We start from the raw sequence: 16,537 nt of genomic DNA on the forward strand, positions 1-16,537 counted from the left end.
GGCCCCGGTGGGAGCCGGTCGACCGCCGGCGGGGTCGCGTTTCGCTTGTTCGAACAGACGTTCGGGTCGATGGGGTATCGTGGTGGAATGTCCGGCTCACTCCAGGGTTCGCTCTTCGACCAGGGCGACGTCGTCCGCGTCGGCCCCCCGCGCGGGCTGCGCCGCACCGTGTTGGGGCACGGGGCGTGGATCGACGAGCTGCCCGGGTGGGTGAGCGGCGCCGACACGCTGTTCGCCGCGCTCGCCGAGACGGTTCCCTGGCGGGCGGAGCGACGGTTGATGTACGAACGGGTCGTCGACGTCCCCCGGCTGCTCGCCTACTACCGCGCCGCCGACCCGCTGCCGCACCCCGCCCTTGCCGAGGCACGCGACCGGCTCTCCGAGCACTACGCGGCGGAACTGGGTGAGCCGTTCGTCAGCGTCGGCCTGTGCCTGTACCGCGACGGCCGGGACAGCGTCGCCTGGCACGGCGACCGCGACGGCCGCGGCGCGCACGCCGACACGATGGTCGCGATCGCGTCCCTCGGCGCGCCGCGCGATCTGCTGCTCCGGCCGCGCGGCGGCGGCGAGCCGGTGCTGCGCCGCCCGCTCGGACACGGCGACCTGATCGTGATGGGCGGCTCCTGCCAGCGCGCCTGGGAGCACGCGATCCCCAAGACGGCCAGGGCGACGGGACCGCGCATCAGCATCCAGTTCCGCCCACACGGCGTCGGCTGAGCGGGGCGCGGCACAGTGCCCCGCCGACCTCGGGCCGACGGGGCACTCGACTCTCGGCTACTTGACGCAGGTGCGGTCGGTCCTCGGCAGTCGGCCCGTGGCCAGGTAGTCGTTGACCCGGTCGTCCACGCAGGAGTTGCCGTAGAGCCCGTAGACGGCGTGCCGGTTGGCCCCCTGGAGGGTGAGCAGCCGGGAACTCGGCAACAACGTGTGCAGCGCCACACTGCCGGCGTACGGGGTCCGCGGGTCGCCGTCGGCGGCCACGATCAGCATCGGCACGTCGCGCCGTACCCGCACCGGGTCCTCGCGCGGCGCGTCCCAGAAGGCGCACGGCACGATGTTGTTGGTGAACGGCCCGTACAGCGGGTGCGCGGCGCGGGACGACTCTATGTCGCGCCAGTACACCTCGGGATCGCTCGGCGCGGCCACGTCCCCGCACAGGATGGCGGTCTGGGCGCCGGTGGGTCCGCCGTCGCCGGTCAGGAACATCCGCAGTTTACCCGCGAAGTCGGCCGAAACCGGCGCCGGTTGCCCCGCCGCGGCCCTGGCCAGGGTGGCCACCTCGGCGGCGAACACCGTCCGCGCCGCGTCGGTGTCGTCCGCGTTTTCCATCAGCAACACGAGCCCGACCCGGCTGTCGTCCAGCCGGAAGACCTCCGGGGCGGTGCCGACGACGAGCGGGTCGCGCGCCGACGCCTCCAGGACGCGGGTCACCGTGGCCAGCACCTCGGCCCGGGTGCGGCCGAGATGGTAGGTGTCGTCCCGAAGCGCGGTCCAGGCCGCCCAGTCGGACACCGCCCGATCGTTCTCGTCCTCGCTGCCGCGCAACACCCGGGGGCCGTAGCGGCGCGGGTCGAGCGCGCCGTCCAGGACGACGCGGTCGACGCGGCCGGGGAACATCTGGGAGTAGGCCGTCCCGAGGTAGGTGCCGTACGAATAGCCGAAGTAGGACACACGCCGCTCGCCGAGCGCGGCCCGCACGACGTCCATGTCGCGGGCGGTGTTGCGGGTGCTGATGTACGGCAGTACCGCCGCGTTGGTCGCCCGGCACCGGTCGGCCAGATCCTTCTGCAGCGCGACCTGACGATCGAAGCTCGCCCGACTCAGGCCGGCCGAGAAGAGGTTGGTGCCTACGGGCCATCCGCAGTCCAGCGGCGTACTGCGGCCGACGAAGCGCGGATCCATGCCGATCAGGTCGTAGCGCGCGCCGACCTCCTTCATCGCGGTACGCAGGTCCACGGTCATGTCGAGGCCCGCGCCGCCGGGGCCGCCCGGGTTGGTCAGCATCGTACCGATCCGGTGCCGGGTGTCGGTGGCTCGGATCCGCGAGATCGCGACGGTGATCGTCCGGCCCCGGGGGTTGGCGTAGTCGAGCGGGACGGTCACGTCCGCGCAGCGGGCGCCGCCCCGTTCGAGCCCCTGGCCCACGGCGTCGTCCGGGCCCAGGACACAACTGCGCCAGTCGAGCCGTTGGTGGTGGTAACGCTCCAGTCCGGCACCGGAGTTCGCCGCACCGTCGGTGTCGTCGACCTCGGCCGCAGACGCCGTCGCGGATATCGCGCCCAGACACGCGGCGAGGGCCAGGCCCACCGCCAGGACTCGGCGCGCGGGACGGGTGCGCCGATGGGGTGTTCTCGCCGTCGCGGTCGCCGCGTCGGGGTGGTGTTCACTCGTTCGGTGCGCTGACGTCATCGTCATGCTCGTCTCCGGAGTCAGATCCGCAGACGTACCCGAACTCCCGCCCCCGTCACGGTTGTCGGCGCACTGTCGAGGCGACGCGTCGCCGCGTGTCGACCCGCGTCCCGGCACGGAACGGATCGACGTGCGGCGGCACGGGCGGCGGCAGAGTCCGCAATCCGGCGGGGCGGGTGGGGGGACGCGCGGATGCCTCGTATGAACGAGCACGACCCTACGAACGTGTCCAGGGTCGGACATTGGCCGACCGCACGACGAGCGGTCTCCCGCTTCGTGGGCCCGGCCAATCCCGCCTACGCGTGTCGCCCCCTACAATCGCCGGTCGCCGACCGGCGGTTCAGCCGCCCAGGGCGTTTTCCCGGTCCGGGTGCACACACTCGATGCGGTAGTCGCCGTTCTCCGGGTCGACGACGACGCCGTGGGTTTCGCTGTGGAAGCCGGGGAAGTGCCGGTCGAACGCTTCAAGGGCGCCGAGGTAGCGCAGGAGCGGGCCGTCGGCGGCGCCGATGCTCTCCCCGGGCATCGGGACGGCGATGCCCGGCGGTGTCACGGTGACCATGGCCGCCGCCACCCGCCCGGCCGCCTCGGCCAACGCCACCCGCTGGGTACCGCCCCGGACCAGCTCGCGACAACACCGCTGCGGCGGCGCCACCGGCACCGGCAGGTCCCGGAACGCGGTGTCCAACAGCTCGACCAGGTTCGCCCCGCGCGGGTGGTCGTGCATGTCCCGGCACAACTCCCGCAGCCCCTGCTCGGCGTAGCGGCCCGGGAACTGCGCGACGACGTCGGGCAGTACGGCGGTCAGCGGCGCGTTGTCGTCGTACAGCGCCTTGAAGTCCGTCATCCGTTGCGGGTCGGGGTCAGGTGTACCGGACGGGCACCGGAGACGACCAGGCCGTGCAGTACGGATTTGTGGCAGTTGCGGTCCACGAGCGCGATCTCGTCGTGGGTGACGCAGTAGTGCCCGACCATGCGGTTCGCGGTGGAGTCGCCGTGCAGCACGAAGTAGGTGCGGTCGGCGCCGAAGATCCGGGCGACGTTGCGTTCGGCGGCACCGATCGGGCCCGAATGCTCGTACAGCGAACCCAGTTCGCCGACCGAGATGGACAGGTCGCTGCGAAACGGCTGCTCGCCGAAGTAGTCGAAGAACGCCCGCCCGACCCGGGACTTCAGGAACGCAACACCGCCGCGCCGGCCGTCTCCTTCGTGGTCTGCTCGGCGCCGGGCAGGTCCCACGACACCAGTGCGGCGGCCGGCCCCGCCTCGCTCCGCAACACCGCCTCGGCCTCGACCCCGTCCCGGGCCCACCGCACCTCGAAGCCCTGGTTCCGGATCTCGGCGGCGATCCGCCGAAACTGCTCCGCTGCGGCATCGGCCCCGTCCGAAGCCTCGGAAACCACGAAGACCACCGTACCGATCGCCATGCCCGGCCTCCTTGCGCCACGAACCCGCCTCACCGCTTCGAGGGTCACCGCCACGGTGCGGCGAAAGCCTGCGAAAGCTCGCCAAACCCCCCTTTCGAAGGAAAACGCGGTCGGGCAAGCCCGGCGGTGACGTGGACCCGCCCGGGGGACGCGCGTCGTGTGGACGGGTCCGCGCGCTCCGCCATATCGTGTCGTGGCTGAGACCACGCCGATCTGACGACAGCGAGACAAGGAGACCTCAGAGTGGGCACGGGTGGCAGTGTCGAGACGTTGGAATTCCAGGCCGAGACCCGGCAGTTGCTCCAGTTGGTGATCCATTCGATCTATTCCAACAAGGACATTTTCCTACGTGAGCTGATCTCCAACGCCTCCGACGCTCTGGACAAGCTGCGACTGGAGTCGCTGATCGACTCCGACCTCGAGGTGGATACGTCCGACCTGCACATCGCCTTGGCCGTCGACAAGGACGCCCGCACGCTGACCGTGCGCGACAACGGCATCGGCATGAGCCGGGACGACCTCGTGGAACTGATCGGCACGATCGCCAAGTCCGGCACCGCCGGTCTGCTGGAGAAGCTCAAGGAAGCCAAGGAGACCCAGGACGGCGCCGCGGCGCAGAACCTGATCGGACAGTTCGGCGTCGGCTTCTACTCGGCGTTCATGGTCGCCGACAAGGTCACTCTGCGCACCCGGCGCGCGGGCACCGACTCGGGCACCGCGTGGGAGTCCGACGGCGAGGGCACCTACGAGATCCGGGCCGTCGACGACCTGCCCGTGGGTACCTCGGTCACCCTGCACCTGAAGGCCGCCGACAACGAGGACGGGCTCGCCGACTACCTGTCCGAGTGGAAGATCCGGCAGATCGTCAAGCAGTACTCGGACTTCATCCGCTGGCCGATCCGGATGGCGACGGAGCGGACCGACGCCGACGGCGTCACCACGCACGGCGTCGACACGCTCAACTCGATGAAGGCGCTGTGGGCCCGGCCGCGCAGCGAGGTGACCGAGGCCGAATACGCGGAGTTCTACAAGCAGATCAGCCACGACGGGCTCGACCCGGCCGAGACGATCCACATGCGCGCCGAGGGCAACTTCGAGTACGAGGCGCTGTTGTTCATCCCGTCGCAGGCCCCGTTCGACCTGTTCTCGCGCGAGACGAAGCGCGGCGTACAGCTGTACGTCAAGCGGGTGTTCATCATGGACGACTGCGAAGCGCTGATGCCGAACTATCTGCGCTTCGTCAAGGGTGTCGTGGACGCGCACGACCTGTCGCTGAACATCTCCCGCGAGATCCTGCAGCACGACCGGCAGATCCGCGGGGTGCGCCGGCGCCTGGTGAAGAAGGTCCTCGGCGCGATCAAGGACATGCAGGCCAAGGACGGCGAGCGCTACACGAAGTTGTGGGCGCAGTTCGGCCGGGCGCTGAAGGAGGGCCTGCTCGAGGACACCGACAACACCGAGGCGCTGTTGGAGCTGGTGTCGGCCGCCTCCACGCACGACCCGGAGAAGACCACCACGCTGCGCGAGTACGTGGAGCGTATGAAGGAGGGTCAGGACGCGATCTACTACCTGACCGGCGAGACCCGGGCGATGGTGGAGAACTCCCCGCACATGGAGGCGTTCGCCGCCAAGGGGTACGAGGTGTTGATCCTCACCGACCCGGTCGACGAGGTCTGGGTCGACCAGGTCCCGGCGTTCGCCGGCCACGCGCTGCAGTCCATCGCCAAGGGGCAGGTCGACCTCGACGAGCCCGCCGACGGCGACGACGGGGCCGAGTCGGACAAGGCCAAGCGCGAGGAGGACTTCGCGGCCCTGCTCCCGTGGCTGACCACGACGCTGTCCGAGCAGGTGAAGCAGGTGCGCCTGTCGTCCCGGCTGACCACGTCGGCGGCCTGCATCGTCGGCGACGCCCACGACATGACGCCGACCCTGGAGAAGATGTACCGGGCGATGGGCCAGGAGATGCCCCCGGTCAAGCGCATCCTGGAACTCAACCCGACGCACCCGTTGATCACGGCCCTGCGCTCGGCCCACGCGACGAACGCGGAGGATCCGGCACTCGCCGAAATCGTCGAACTCGTCTACGGCGGCGCCCTGCTGGCCGAGGGCGGCGATCTCCCCGACCCGGCCCGCTTCACCCGCCTCCTGACCAACCACCTGGCCAGGGGCCTGTAACCCACCCTGGGGCGCGACCGGCCGGACCCACCCGGGCCCGGCCGGTCGCATCCAGCCCACCCGATCGCCCGCCGCGCGCGTGGGGGCCGGGGCGGGGCCTCAGATGAGGATGACTCGGCGCCCGCGGGTGTGGCCTGCCTGGCTGTCGACGTGTGCCGCCGCGGCCTCGGCGAGGGTGTAAGACTTCTCGATCGGGATGTGCAGCCTTCCCCGGGCGATGAGGTCGGCGGCCTCGGCGAGCGCGTCGGGCACGCTGCCGGCCGTGCCGGAGAAGCGCACTCCGAGGTCCGGCGCGCCGAGATCGGCGATGGAGATCACCTTGCGCGGATCGCCGGTCAGCTCGACCAGTTCGCGAATCACTCCCGCGCCGGCCAGATCGAGCGCCGCGTCGGCCCGGCCGAGCCCGCGCACCCGCTCGACCCAGCCCTCGCCGTACGTCGTGGCGACCGCGCCCAGGCCGCGCAGATAATCCTGGTTCGCGGCACTGCCCGTACCGATCACCGCGATGCCGCGATCGCGGGCGATCTGCAACACCGCCGAGCCCACTCCCCCCGAGGCGCCGCTGACCAACAGCGTCTGCCCGGGTTCCACACCGACCTCGCGGATGATGCGCAGCGCGGTCTCCACCACGGACGGGTATCCGGCCGCCTCCTCGAAGCTCAGCCCCTCCGGCATCCGGGCCCAGGCCGACATCACGGCAAACTCGGCGTAGGTGTCCGACCCTTCGCCGAACACGTGGTCGCCGACCTCGACCCCCTCGACGCCTTCGCCGACCTCGTCCACCACCCCGGCGGCGTCCAGCCCCACACCGGCGGGCAGCTCGATGGGATGGGCCGAGAGTTTCTGGCCTTCGCGGATCCTCCAGTCGACGGGGTTCACCCCCGCCGCCCGTACGGCGATGCGTATCCGGCCGGGGCCCGCGTGGGGCTCCTCGGCGTCCAGCAGGTGCAAAACATCGGGACCGCCGAACTCGGCGAAGCTCACTTTCCTCATGCCGTGGACCGTAGCACTAACGGTTAGTGTTTTGAAACTGTTGCAGTCTGATACCTGATAGCATCGGGCCATGACCGAGCCCGTCGGCCGCCGCGAACGCAAGAAGGCCGCGACCCGCCAGAACATCGCCGACACCGCCCTGCGGCTCTTCCTGGAGCGCGGATACGACGCGGTGGGCATCCGTGACGTGGCCGCCGAGGCCGACGTGGCCGTCACCACGCTCTTCTCGCACTTCGCCTCGAAGGAGGCCCTGGTGTTCGAGCGGGACGAGGACTTCGAACAACGCCTCGCCCGGGCGGTCACCGACCGGGAGCCGCACGAGCCGATCGTCCCCGCGTTGCGGCGCGAGATGCGGGCCATGGTGCGCCATTGCGCGTCGGAGGGCGCCGCCCCGACCTGGCGGATGATCGACGCGACGCCCGCGTTGCGCGAATACGAGGAGTCGATGCGACTGCGCCACGCCGAATCGCTGGCCGCCGCCATCGCCGCCGACCTCGACCTGCCGCCGGGCACCACGGCCTGCCGGACGATCGCCAGGTTCGTGACCGATGCCCATTCGCTGGCCCGCGAAGCGGCCGATCCGGACGCCGCGGTGGATGAGATCTTCCGGATGATCGAGGCGGCCTGGGAGGTCACCTTCCCGTACAACCGATCAGCGATCGGTTGGCACACCGCAGTCGGCACACCCGGGGCTTGAACAAACGTCGGACCACCGCGCCACAACCAATGGTTGTACCCATAGGGTGTCCGCATGGACCTCGACGCCGTCCGGACCTTCGTCACCGCCGCCGAGGCGGGGCAGTTCCAGGAGGCCGCCGCCGAGCTGGCGGTCAGCCAGCAGGCCGTCTCCAAGCGCATCGCCGCGCTGGAGCGCACCCTCGGCGTACGACTGTTCACCCGCACCCCGCGCGGCGCCGAACTCACCATCGACGGACAGGCGTTCCTGCCCCACGCCCGAGAGCTGCTGCGCGTCGCCGAACGGGCCGTCGAGTCCGTACGCATCGGCCGCCGCCCGCTGCGCGTGGACGTACTCACCTCACGCGGCGCGGCGTCGGGCCTGCTTCGCGGCTTCCATCGGGCACATCCCGAGGTCGAGCTCGACGTGGTGATGTTGTTCGGCATCGACACGGCCATCGCCGCCATCCGGTCCGGTGCGATCGACGCGTCCTTCCGCGCCGTCACCATGCCGGGCCGGCCGCTCCCCGACGACATCGAGTCCGCCCGGGTGCTCGACGAGCCGCTCCAACTCCTCACCGGCCCCGCACACGTGCTGGCCGGCGCCCGCTCGGTGCCGCTCACCGAGCTCGCCGGGCATCGGATCTGGATGCCCGGCATCGTCCCCGGCACCGAGTGGGCGGCCTACTACGACGACCTCGTCGCCGAGTTCGGGCTCACCATCGAGGCGACCGGCCCCAACTTCGGTGCCGACGCACTCCTCGACACCGTCGCGGACACCCCGGCCCTGGCCACCTTCATGGGCGGCGACACCCGCCTGGTCTGGCCCACCGACCACGGCCTGCGCCGCATCCCGGTGATTGACCCGATGCCCGTCTACCCCCACTCACTCCTGTGGCGACGCGGCAACCCCCACCCCGCACTGGCAACCCTCCGCACCCACCTCGCCGACACGGCCTCCACACCCGACGCCCCCGGAACCTGGACCCCCGACTGGGCCCGCCCCCACTGAACCCACCGGCCGGCACACACCCTCAAACACGCTGCCCGGGCGCGAGTTCGACGATGCGGTCCGGATCGGGGCGGCGGGCGACGACCGGCTGATCGAAGTCGAGCCAGTCGAGCGTGATGCCCTTATCCGCCCCCTCCCCCACGGTCATCCGGGCCGGGAGCGCGGTCCCCTCGGCGGGGATGTACAGCAGCACGTCGCCCAAGGTGTCGTCGTGCCCCCCGAGCACGATCATCCGCCGGCCGTCCACCTCGGCGTCGCGATGCCGCTCACCGTCGCGGACGGCCTCGGCCAACTCGCGCATGTCGGCGAGGTCCTTGATCCGGTCCGGTTCGGTGACGAACGGGCTGTCCGAGGGCAGCCGTACGTACTTGTCCGTCAGGCGCTCGGCCAGTTCCGGCTTCATCCGGCTCCAGGTCCCGGCATCCCCCTTGAGGTACACCTCGGAGCCGGTCCCGACCACATCGAACACCCCGACGCCGACCTCCTCGACGGTCGCGGTGAAGGCCTTCGAGCCGAGGTCGATCCGCATGTCCATACGCACCGTGCGTGTCTTCACCCGGATCACACCCCGCAGATGCACGGTCCGCACCCGCATCGCGGCGAGCGAAACGCGCGTGTACAACACCCGATCGCTGAGCGTCGAGTTGTCGCCGGCGACATCGCTCGCCGTCTCGTCCTGTGAACTCCCCGCAGGATCCGGGGTTTCCGCACATCCCGCGACCAGCATCAACACGATCCCCGCAGTCCCCACCGCGTTCCGCGCCGACCGCATCCGCACACGCTTGAACAACTGACTCCCCATCACCCACGGCCCCCACCGGCGCCAACTGCCTTACATCATCGCGGGATCCGAATCCGGGCTGCCCGCCGGGGGGCCGACGGTTAGTGGCGGGCGCCGGCACCCGCCGTCGTGGTCACGGTTACCGAATGTTCACACCACGTAGGGTCCCGGCGGCCCCTCGGGGTCCGGCACGCTGGTCGCGATCCGCGCCCGGGTCCGGGCCGGACGCCACCACGTCACTCGGGAGGCCACACCTTGTCCACCTCGACCGTGTTCCGCCGCGCCGCAACGACCGGCTGTGTCGCCGTACTTGCCCTCGCCGCGACCTCGACCCTGACCACTCCCGCGCAGGCCGCGTTGCCGACACCCGTCTCCGCCGCGACCGCCCGCTCGTATCTGGCCGGCATGTCCGCCACCGCCGAGACCCACGGCGACAGCTACGACCGCAGCCTGTTCCCGACCTGGATCACCATTTCCGGGACCTGCGACACCCGCGAGTGGATACTCAAGCGCGACGGTATGGGCGTGACCACGAACTCGGCCTGTACCGCCACGTCCGGCACCTGGACCAGCGCCTACGACAACGTCGTCACGACCGACCCGTCGACGTTCGACATAGACCACCTGATACCGCTGTCCGAGGCCTGGGCCTCCGGCGCCTGGGCCTGGACCACCACGCGTCGCCGCACGTTCGCCAACGACGTGAACGACCCGCAACTCATCGCCGTCTCCGCCTCGTCCAACCGCTCGAAGGGCGACCGGGACCCCGCCGAATGGCTGCCCCAGGCCTCCTACCGCTGCACGTACGCCCGCGCCTGGGTCCAGGTCAAGCACGACTACGCGCTCACTGTCGACAGCAGCGAGAAGAGCGCCCTCACCTCCATCCTCAACGCCTGCTGATCACGGGCCGCGAACCGGCGCCCCGGCCGCCCGTTCACCCGTTTCCCACACTGCGGATGCGGATTTCCGCGACAGAAGCGATCATGTAGACCGCCCAAGGAGAAAGCGGCACATATCGATGATTGTTGCGGAAAGCCTCACCAAGAGGTACGGCGCGAAGACGGCTGTCGACGACGTCAGCTTCGAGGTCCACCCCGGACGAGTCACCGGGTTCCTCGGACCCAACGGCGCCGGGAAGTCCACCACTATGCGGATGATCCTGGGCCTGGACCGACCCAGTGCCGGTCGGGTCACGGTGGACGGGCGGGCCTACCGCGACCTGAGCGCGCCGATGGTGGAGGTCGGCGCGCTCCTCGACGCCAAGGCGCTGCACGGCGGCCGAACCGCCCGGGACCACCTGGTCGTCCTGGCCAAGTCCAACGGCATCCCGCTCACCCGCGTGGACGAGGTCCTGGACACCGTCGGCCTCACCTCGGTCGCCAAGAAGCGCTCCGGCGGTTTCTCGCTGGGCATGGGCCAGCGGCTGGGGATCGCCGGGGCGCTGCTCGGCGATCCCCGGGTGCTGCTGTTCGACGAGCCCGTGAACGGGCTCGACCCCGAGGGAATCCTGTGGATCCGCAACCTGATGAAGCGCCTCGCCGGCGAGGGCCGCACGGTCTTCGTCTCCTCGCATCTGATGAGCGAGATGGCGCTGACCGCCGACCACCTCCTGGTCATCGGGCGCGGGCGGATCCTCGCCGACACGGGCGTCGCCCAGTTCATCGCGGAGAACTCGGTCAGCCACGTGAAGGTGCGCTCGCCGCAGGCGGATCGGCTCGCCGAACTCGCCGCGGCGGCGGGCTGGCAGGTGAACCGGGACCCGGCGGGGGCGCTGTTGGTCCAGGACGTGACCACCGATCAGGTCGGTGATCTCGCCGGGCACAACGGGGTGTTCCTGCATGAGCTGGCGAAGGTCGAGGCCTCGCTCGAAGAGGCGTTCATGCGGCTCACCGCCGACAGCGTCGAATACCACACCGGCGGCACACCCCCGAAGATCGCCGCCGAGGCGGTCCCGGGATGGGGTCCGCCGTCCGTCGCCGACCGGATCGGATGAGGCCACGATGACGACGACCGCACCCGCCGCGCCGACCGCGGTCGCGCCCGGCGCGCGACTGACCTTCGGCCGGATCCTGGACTCCGAGTGGGCCAAGATCAAGACCGTACGCTCGACCGTGTGGACCCTGCTCGCCCTGTTCGTGGTGAGCGTGCTGATCAGCTGGGGCATCGCGAGCCTGGCCGCCAGCGATGTGGCCAAACACGTGGCCGAGGGCAAGAAGAACGACGCCCCGGATCTGCTCACCGTGGGCGTCGCGTTCGGCCAGATCGCCGCGCTGGTGCTCGGCGTGATGTCGATGACGGCCGAATACTCGACCGGCATGATCCGTACCAGCCTGACCGCGGTGCCGTGGCGCGCCTCGATGCTCACCGCCAAGGCCGTGGTGCTGGCCCTGGTCCTGTTCGTGGTGGGCGCCGTCACCGGCTTCTGCTGCTACTTCCTGGCCAACCTGATGCTCGACGCCAAGGACGTCGGCGTCCCCCTCGGCGATCCCGGCGTGATCCGGGCCCTGATCGGCACGGGCCTGTACCTGGCCGTCCTCGGCCTGTTCGGCATGGCCCTGGGCGTACTGCTGCGGCACACCGCCGGCGCCATCACCCTGGGCATCGCGCTGATCTTCGTGGTCGGCGGCGTGGTCGGCCTGATCCCCGGCAAGACCGGCGACTGGATCGCCAAGTTGATGCCCGCCAACGCCGGCAGCCAGGTGATGTCGGTCAAGGCCGCGGACAAGATGCTCCAACCCTGGCCGGGCTTCGCGGTCTTCGCGGCCGAAACCCTGATCCTCCTGCTCCTCGGCGCCCTCCTCCTCGAAAAACGCGACGCCTGACCCCACCGCACCGGAGCCGGCCCCGTCCCGGCACGGGACTCGGGTCAGTCGTCCTCCTCCTCGTCGTCGATATCCTCGTAGACGTCCACGAGCCGGCTGTGGAGGTCGTCTGCGCGGGGGCTCTCGTCGGCCCACCACGGGGTGGGGCGGGGTTCGCCCGCGGGGTCCATGAGCAGTGAGCCGTCTATCGCGGTCAGCCAGGGGTATGCCTCGGCCGCGGCAACCGGCTCGTCCCATTCGTCGGGGTCGAAGTCCATTTCCTCGATGCCGCGGATCCTGGGGACGGGTACCGGCAGTTGGTGGTGCTTCACCATCCACGTGTTGCGGAAGAAGTCGAACCGCAGATGGAAGCAGTCGTCCGTCTCGGTGTAGAGGATCGGCGGCACGAGGAAGTGGGCGGCGTCGACCGTGGCCGCCACATCGAGGTAATTCGTATCCGTGCCACCCGCGTTCCAGCAGGCCGCGAAGTTCACCGGGGTCAGCGAATCCTTGCCGAGCACGTGGATCCGGTTGTCCCGGACGACGAACTTCTCCGGATCCAGAACCACGTCCTGGCCGAGCATCAGGATCGGCGCGGGCATGATGTGCGCCTTGGCGAAGTCCTGTGCCGCCTCGTTGAGTTCGACGATCTCGCCGAGGCGCGTGGCATCGAAGCTCAGAAAGTCGTGGAACGGACAGCAGGCGCCGTTCGACTCCTCCGATTCGGGGAAGAGCAGGGACTTGTCGAAGGGCGCGACGGCGTCCCCGGGGCGTGCTTCCGCGAACTCGCCCTGGACCAAGCCCCATTGCTCGGCGAGGAAGGCGGGGATCCAGTCCGCGTCCTCGGCCTCGATCACGACCGACTCGCACGTTTCGCGGAACGCCGTGTCGCCGAGCTTGCAGTTGAAGTAGTCGAGGAGGGTGATCGCGGCACACGCGGCGAGTGACAACCCCTCGCGCCGCCCGAACCAGAAGTCGTAGCCGTTCGCGACGAAGTCCACCCCGCGGAACCGCTTGTGGACGAACGGTTCGCGCCGTGCGTCGTCGGCGGTCGGCACGTTCCAGTGCGCGGCGGCGACACGGTTGTAGTAGGCGTCGGCGTAGCGGGCCAGCTCCGGGGCGAAGACGCTTTCGCCGGTCAGGTAGCACGCCTTGCCGAACAACGCGCCGATCTCGGGATCGTGGGCGATGTCGGACTCGGCCCGGTGGTAGACGAGTTCGGTGCGCAGGAACACCTTGCGGCCGTCCCGGTAGGGCGCGCCCTCGTGTTCGTACCGCTGGTCGAAGACGACGCAGTCGAAGGCCGCGATGTCGGTGAGCGCGACGCCCCCGGTCAGGTCGAGCGCGGGCTCGCCCGAGCCGCCGGTGAGGTAGAGCAGCACCGTGTACCGGGAGACGTGCCCACGTGCGGCGTCGTAGTAGGGCGTGTCCCGATGCCGGTGGAAATTGGCGTCGCCGGGCTCGAAGCGGTTGCACCGGAATACCGGGTTGACGTGCGAGAAGCCGTCGAGCATCGCCTCCGGCAGCCCTCCGGCCACCGCCTGGGTGAGCGCGTCGGCCAGGAGCGCCGAGTGGAAGATGAAACGTTCGCCGCCACGGGAGCCGCCGTTGAGCGGCGGGACGTAGAGGTTCGACGCGTCCAGGCCCTCGAGGCGGGCGCGGGCGGCGTCCGGCAACCGCAGCCGTGCCGAGTAGGCGTCCCGCGCGAGTCGCACCGGTTCGTCGAGGGTGAACTCCAGCGGGACACCCTCGAAGAGGCGGTCCAGGGGCACGATGTTCTCGAAGGTTCGGAACGACAGTTCGCGCGGGTCCACGAACACGGCGGCCAGGTGCGGGACTTCAGCGCTCGGCCGGGCGAACCGCTCCCGCACCGCCGCGTCGATGTGCTCCGCGTCGACGAAGCGCACCGCCTTGAAGCGTGCCGTCGGATGCCAGGACACCGCCAAGCCGTCGACGACGGCGGCCGCTCCGGTGTCGATCGTGTCGACCTCGGCGCGGTAGCGGGCCACATCGTCCCGGTTGGCCGCGCCCGTCGAGCCGGCCGACAACGCGAAGAAGCGGTCGCGGAGTTCGATGAGGTCGATGGCGGTCACACGCTCCTCCAGAAGCTGCGCAGTGCGCTCGAAAACCCGGTGGCGGACGCCAGAATCCGCACGCCGGCGTCGGTGACGTCCTGGCGGTGGGCGAGCAGTCGCCGTAGCGAACCGGCGAACGGCGCCTCGACCAGGGCCTGCGCGCCGTCGGCGCCGATGTGGTTGTAGCGGAGGTCGAGGTCCCGAAGCCTCTCGAAACGGGCCAGTTCGCGTACGCCCTCGCCGGTGAGTCGGTTGCGCTGGAGGTGCAGTCGCCGGACGTGGGCGAAGTTCGGGGAGGCGGCCAGGGCCGCCATGCCGTCGTCGCCGATGCCGCAGTAGCGCAGGTCGAGCGTGTCGATCCGTCCGGTGGAGGTCGCCGCGGCGAGGCATCGGGCGCCGGGGTCCGCGAAGCGGAAGTACGAGAGGTCCAGTTCGCGGATTCCGCCGAGGTCGAGATCCGCGAGGGCGTCCGCCTCGTGGGGCGGCGGCGGGAGCGGCATGTCGTGTTCGTCGAAGTCGGGTTCGTCGTCGAAGTATTCGGCGTCCGCCTCCTCGGCGGCGCTGCCCGGCCGGATCCGCAGTCCGGTCACGAAGCCGCCCGCCAGGGCCTCGGCGATCCGCGCGGGGGCTTCCGGCTCCCAGGCGACGACCACCTTCGTGGCGAAGCCGTGCAGCCGCGCCACGGCCTGTACGCCCTCCGGCAGTTCGGCGTCCCAGCGCTCCCGGTGCTCCTGCGTCAGGAGTTCGATCTCGGCTCGCAGCGCCCGCCGTCGGTCGTCGCGGACCTCGCTCGCGAGACGCAGATCCAACTCGATGAGGCTGCCACGGGCATCACCCTGCTCCCGCAACAGCTCACCGTAGGCCCGCCAGGTGCCGAGATCTCCCGGATCCGCACGCAGTATTCGCTCCAGCGACGCAACTCCCATGCCGGGCAACAGTAGGGGCTGTCTCCGACACACCGGCCGGCTCGGCCCAACGCCCCGGCACGAGCGGCGGTTACCGCGCCGTGCCCATCGGGCGCCTCGAATCCCGGTAGGGGCAGACCAGTTGGTGCAGGATCTCCTGGGCGAGCAGGTCCTCGCGGCCCTTCAGCGCGTCCGCCGAGCGCCGGTCGTGCGGGAACACCAGCTCCGCCGCGACGTTGTCCTGCACAATCCGGGCCAGGTTGTCGAGCGCGACGAGGACCGGGTCGGTGGGCGGCTGGGCGGTCGCGACGTCGATCAGGTGCGAGTCGGCCGTCGCGGGGTCCATGAACCGTTTGACGATGATCGAGTTCTGGTTCAGGGCGGACGTGGTCCAGATCGACAGGACGACGACGTACAGGCCGGGCCAACCGCCGGGGCCGACCTCGTCCCGCCACCGGTTCATCAGCTCGGTCACGCCGTCGATCTGCGCCCGCGCCGCGTACTCGATGTTGGTGGCGATGGCCTCGCCCAGGCCGCCGGTGAAGTCCTCGAACGACCGCATGTCGAAGGCGGCACGGCCGGTCGCTTGTACGATGAACTCCAGCGCCGCGTCCAGGATTTGCCCGCTCGCCCCGGCGAGCCGACCGGGCAGACGCGCATCGTCGAGCTGCCGTCGGGCATCGGCCAGGGTGGCGCCGAAAGCCCGAAGCGGAGCGATCCACTCGTTCGTACCGGGGCTCTTGAACGCCACCATGTCCACGTCGTGCCGGTCCAGGCGCGCGGTGCCGGGCAGATTCGGGATTCGCCGATCCAGGTATGGCGCGAGGATCGAGAAGATGCCCAACGGCACGTGGGCGATCGACTTGGCCAGTTCGAAGATGTCGGAGACGGGCCACAGGGACTCCCGTCGGCCGTCGTGCACGAGAGTGAACAGGCCGCCGCGGGAGTCGTTCTCCACGACGACGACCGGACCGAGGTGCGGGATCAGCCCGGCCCGCAGCGTGTCGTAGTGGTGCTGCGTGCAGCCGTCGATCGCGACGATCGTGTTGCGGGCCCGCAGTTCGGCGCCGGCCGGATCCGGCCCCGGATCGCCCGCGTCCGGGGCCGCGGCGCCGATCCCGCCGAGGAATGTCAAGGCGCCGACGGCCGTCACGGATCCGAGGAAGTCCCTACGCGCGGTCATGTTGCACCCGCCCGCCTCTCCGCCGCTGCGTCCCGGGCCCGGCCCCGTTGTCGACCTCCAGCGTGAGGGCGCGCGACAGCGCGATGCCATCCCTCGTTCGA

The 16,537-nt window shown here is 70.4% G+C and carries 16 protein-coding genes; 7 read left to right on the plus strand and 9 right to left on the minus strand.

Annotated elements, in window-relative coordinates:
• Positions 1–87: 87 nt before the first annotated feature.
• Entirely contained in the window at positions 88–717 is a 630-nt protein-coding gene (locus tag ACH4XV_RS21640; RefSeq protein WP_395792137.1) for an alpha-ketoglutarate-dependent dioxygenase AlkB family protein, read from the plus strand.
• Positions 718–774: 57 nt separating this feature from the next.
• Here the strand turns inward: ACH4XV_RS21640 and ACH4XV_RS21645 are convergent, their stop codons facing one another.
• The 4 genes from ACH4XV_RS21645 to ACH4XV_RS21660 all read right to left on the minus strand — a co-directional run bounded on the left by ACH4XV_RS21645 (position 775) and on the right by ACH4XV_RS21660 (position 3,836).
• Complete coding sequence (locus tag ACH4XV_RS21645; protein ID WP_395792924.1) at positions 775–2,409, minus strand: alpha/beta hydrolase; 1,635 nt, start codon at positions 2,407–2,409, stop codon at positions 775–777.
• A gap of 340 nt (positions 2,410–2,749) precedes the next feature.
• Positions 2,750–3,256, minus strand: a complete 507-nt coding sequence (locus ACH4XV_RS21650; RefSeq protein ID WP_395792139.1) for a hypothetical protein — start codon at positions 3,254–3,256, stop codon at positions 2,750–2,752.
• Positions 3,253–3,648 (minus strand): hypothetical protein, encoded by a 396-nt coding sequence (locus ACH4XV_RS21655; RefSeq protein WP_395792141.1) that lies wholly within the window; start codon positions 3,646–3,648, stop codon positions 3,253–3,255. Before ACH4XV_RS21655 ends, ACH4XV_RS21650 begins: the two co-directional genes overlap by 4 nt.
• Positions 3,582–3,836 (minus strand): hypothetical protein, encoded by a 255-nt coding sequence (locus ACH4XV_RS21660; protein WP_395792143.1) that lies wholly within the window; start codon positions 3,834–3,836, stop codon positions 3,582–3,584. Before ACH4XV_RS21660 ends, ACH4XV_RS21655 begins: the two co-directional genes overlap by 67 nt.
• A gap of 243 nt (positions 3,837–4,079) precedes the next feature.
• Between ACH4XV_RS21660 and htpG the strand changes: the two genes are divergently transcribed.
• Positions 4,080–6,011, plus strand: a complete 1,932-nt coding sequence (htpG, locus tag ACH4XV_RS21665) for a molecular chaperone HtpG (RefSeq protein ID WP_395792145.1) — start codon at positions 4,080–4,082, stop codon at positions 6,009–6,011.
• 99 nt (positions 6,012–6,110) lie between these two features.
• Here the strand turns inward: htpG and ACH4XV_RS21670 are convergent, their stop codons facing one another.
• Positions 6,111–7,004, minus strand: coding sequence for an NADP-dependent oxidoreductase (locus ACH4XV_RS21670; protein ID WP_395792147.1), 894 nt, complete (start codon positions 7,002–7,004; stop codon positions 6,111–6,113).
• A 70-nt stretch (positions 7,005–7,074) separates the two neighbouring features.
• On the opposite strand from ACH4XV_RS21670, the gene ACH4XV_RS21675 reads away from it, so the two are divergent.
• Both ACH4XV_RS21675 and ACH4XV_RS21680 read left to right on the plus strand, forming a co-directional pair.
• A complete protein-coding gene (locus tag ACH4XV_RS21675) occupies positions 7,075–7,701 on the plus strand; it encodes a TetR/AcrR family transcriptional regulator (RefSeq protein ID WP_395792149.1) in 627 nt (208 codons plus the stop codon).
• A 54-nt stretch (positions 7,702–7,755) separates the two neighbouring features.
• Positions 7,756–8,691, plus strand: coding sequence for a LysR family transcriptional regulator (locus ACH4XV_RS21680; protein WP_395792151.1), 936 nt, complete (start codon positions 7,756–7,758; stop codon positions 8,689–8,691).
• 22 nt (positions 8,692–8,713) lie between these two features.
• Here ACH4XV_RS21680 and ACH4XV_RS21685 read toward each other — a convergent pair whose 3' ends face one another.
• Positions 8,714–9,463, minus strand: a complete 750-nt coding sequence (locus tag ACH4XV_RS21685; protein ID WP_395792153.1) for a hypothetical protein — start codon at positions 9,461–9,463, stop codon at positions 8,714–8,716.
• A gap of 264 nt (positions 9,464–9,727) precedes the next feature.
• Between ACH4XV_RS21685 and ACH4XV_RS21690 the strand changes: the two genes are divergently transcribed.
• The 3 genes from ACH4XV_RS21690 (at position 9,728) to ACH4XV_RS21700 (ending at position 12,294) form a co-directional block, all read left to right on the plus strand.
• Positions 9,728–10,372 carry an HNH endonuclease family protein gene (locus ACH4XV_RS21690; RefSeq protein WP_395792155.1) on the plus strand — a complete coding sequence of 215 codons (645 nt, stop codon included), beginning with the start codon at positions 9,728–9,730 and terminating at the stop codon, positions 10,370–10,372.
• Positions 10,373–10,490: 118 nt separating this feature from the next.
• Positions 10,491–11,465 carry an ABC transporter ATP-binding protein gene (locus ACH4XV_RS21695; protein ID WP_395792157.1) on the plus strand — a complete coding sequence of 325 codons (975 nt, stop codon included), beginning with the start codon at positions 10,491–10,493 and terminating at the stop codon, positions 11,463–11,465.
• 7 nt (positions 11,466–11,472) lie between these two features.
• Positions 11,473–12,294: an ABC transporter permease gene (locus ACH4XV_RS21700; protein ID WP_395792159.1), complete on the plus strand. Its 822-nt coding sequence runs from the start codon at positions 11,473–11,475 to the stop codon at positions 12,292–12,294.
• A gap of 44 nt (positions 12,295–12,338) precedes the next feature.
• Here the strand turns inward: ACH4XV_RS21700 and ACH4XV_RS21705 are convergent, their stop codons facing one another.
• The 3 genes from ACH4XV_RS21705 to ACH4XV_RS21715 all read right to left on the minus strand — a co-directional run bounded on the left by ACH4XV_RS21705 (position 12,339) and on the right by ACH4XV_RS21715 (position 16,436).
• A complete protein-coding gene (locus ACH4XV_RS21705; protein ID WP_395792161.1) occupies positions 12,339–14,366 on the minus strand; it encodes a hypothetical protein in 2,028 nt (675 codons plus the stop codon).
• Entirely contained in the window at positions 14,363–15,274 is a 912-nt protein-coding gene (locus ACH4XV_RS21710) for a hypothetical protein (RefSeq protein WP_395792163.1), read from the minus strand. The genes ACH4XV_RS21705 and ACH4XV_RS21710 overlap by 4 nt, the downstream gene beginning before the upstream one ends.
• A gap of 70 nt (positions 15,275–15,344) precedes the next feature.
• Positions 15,345–16,436 carry a hypothetical protein gene (locus tag ACH4XV_RS21715; protein WP_395792165.1) on the minus strand — a complete coding sequence of 364 codons (1,092 nt, stop codon included), beginning with the start codon at positions 16,434–16,436 and terminating at the stop codon, positions 15,345–15,347.
• Between the last annotated feature and the right edge of the window lie 101 nt (positions 16,437–16,537).

This window comes from Embleya sp. NPDC020630 (assembly GCF_044334985.1).
Classification (GTDB): Bacteria; Actinomycetota; Actinomycetes; order Streptomycetales; family Streptomycetaceae; genus Embleya.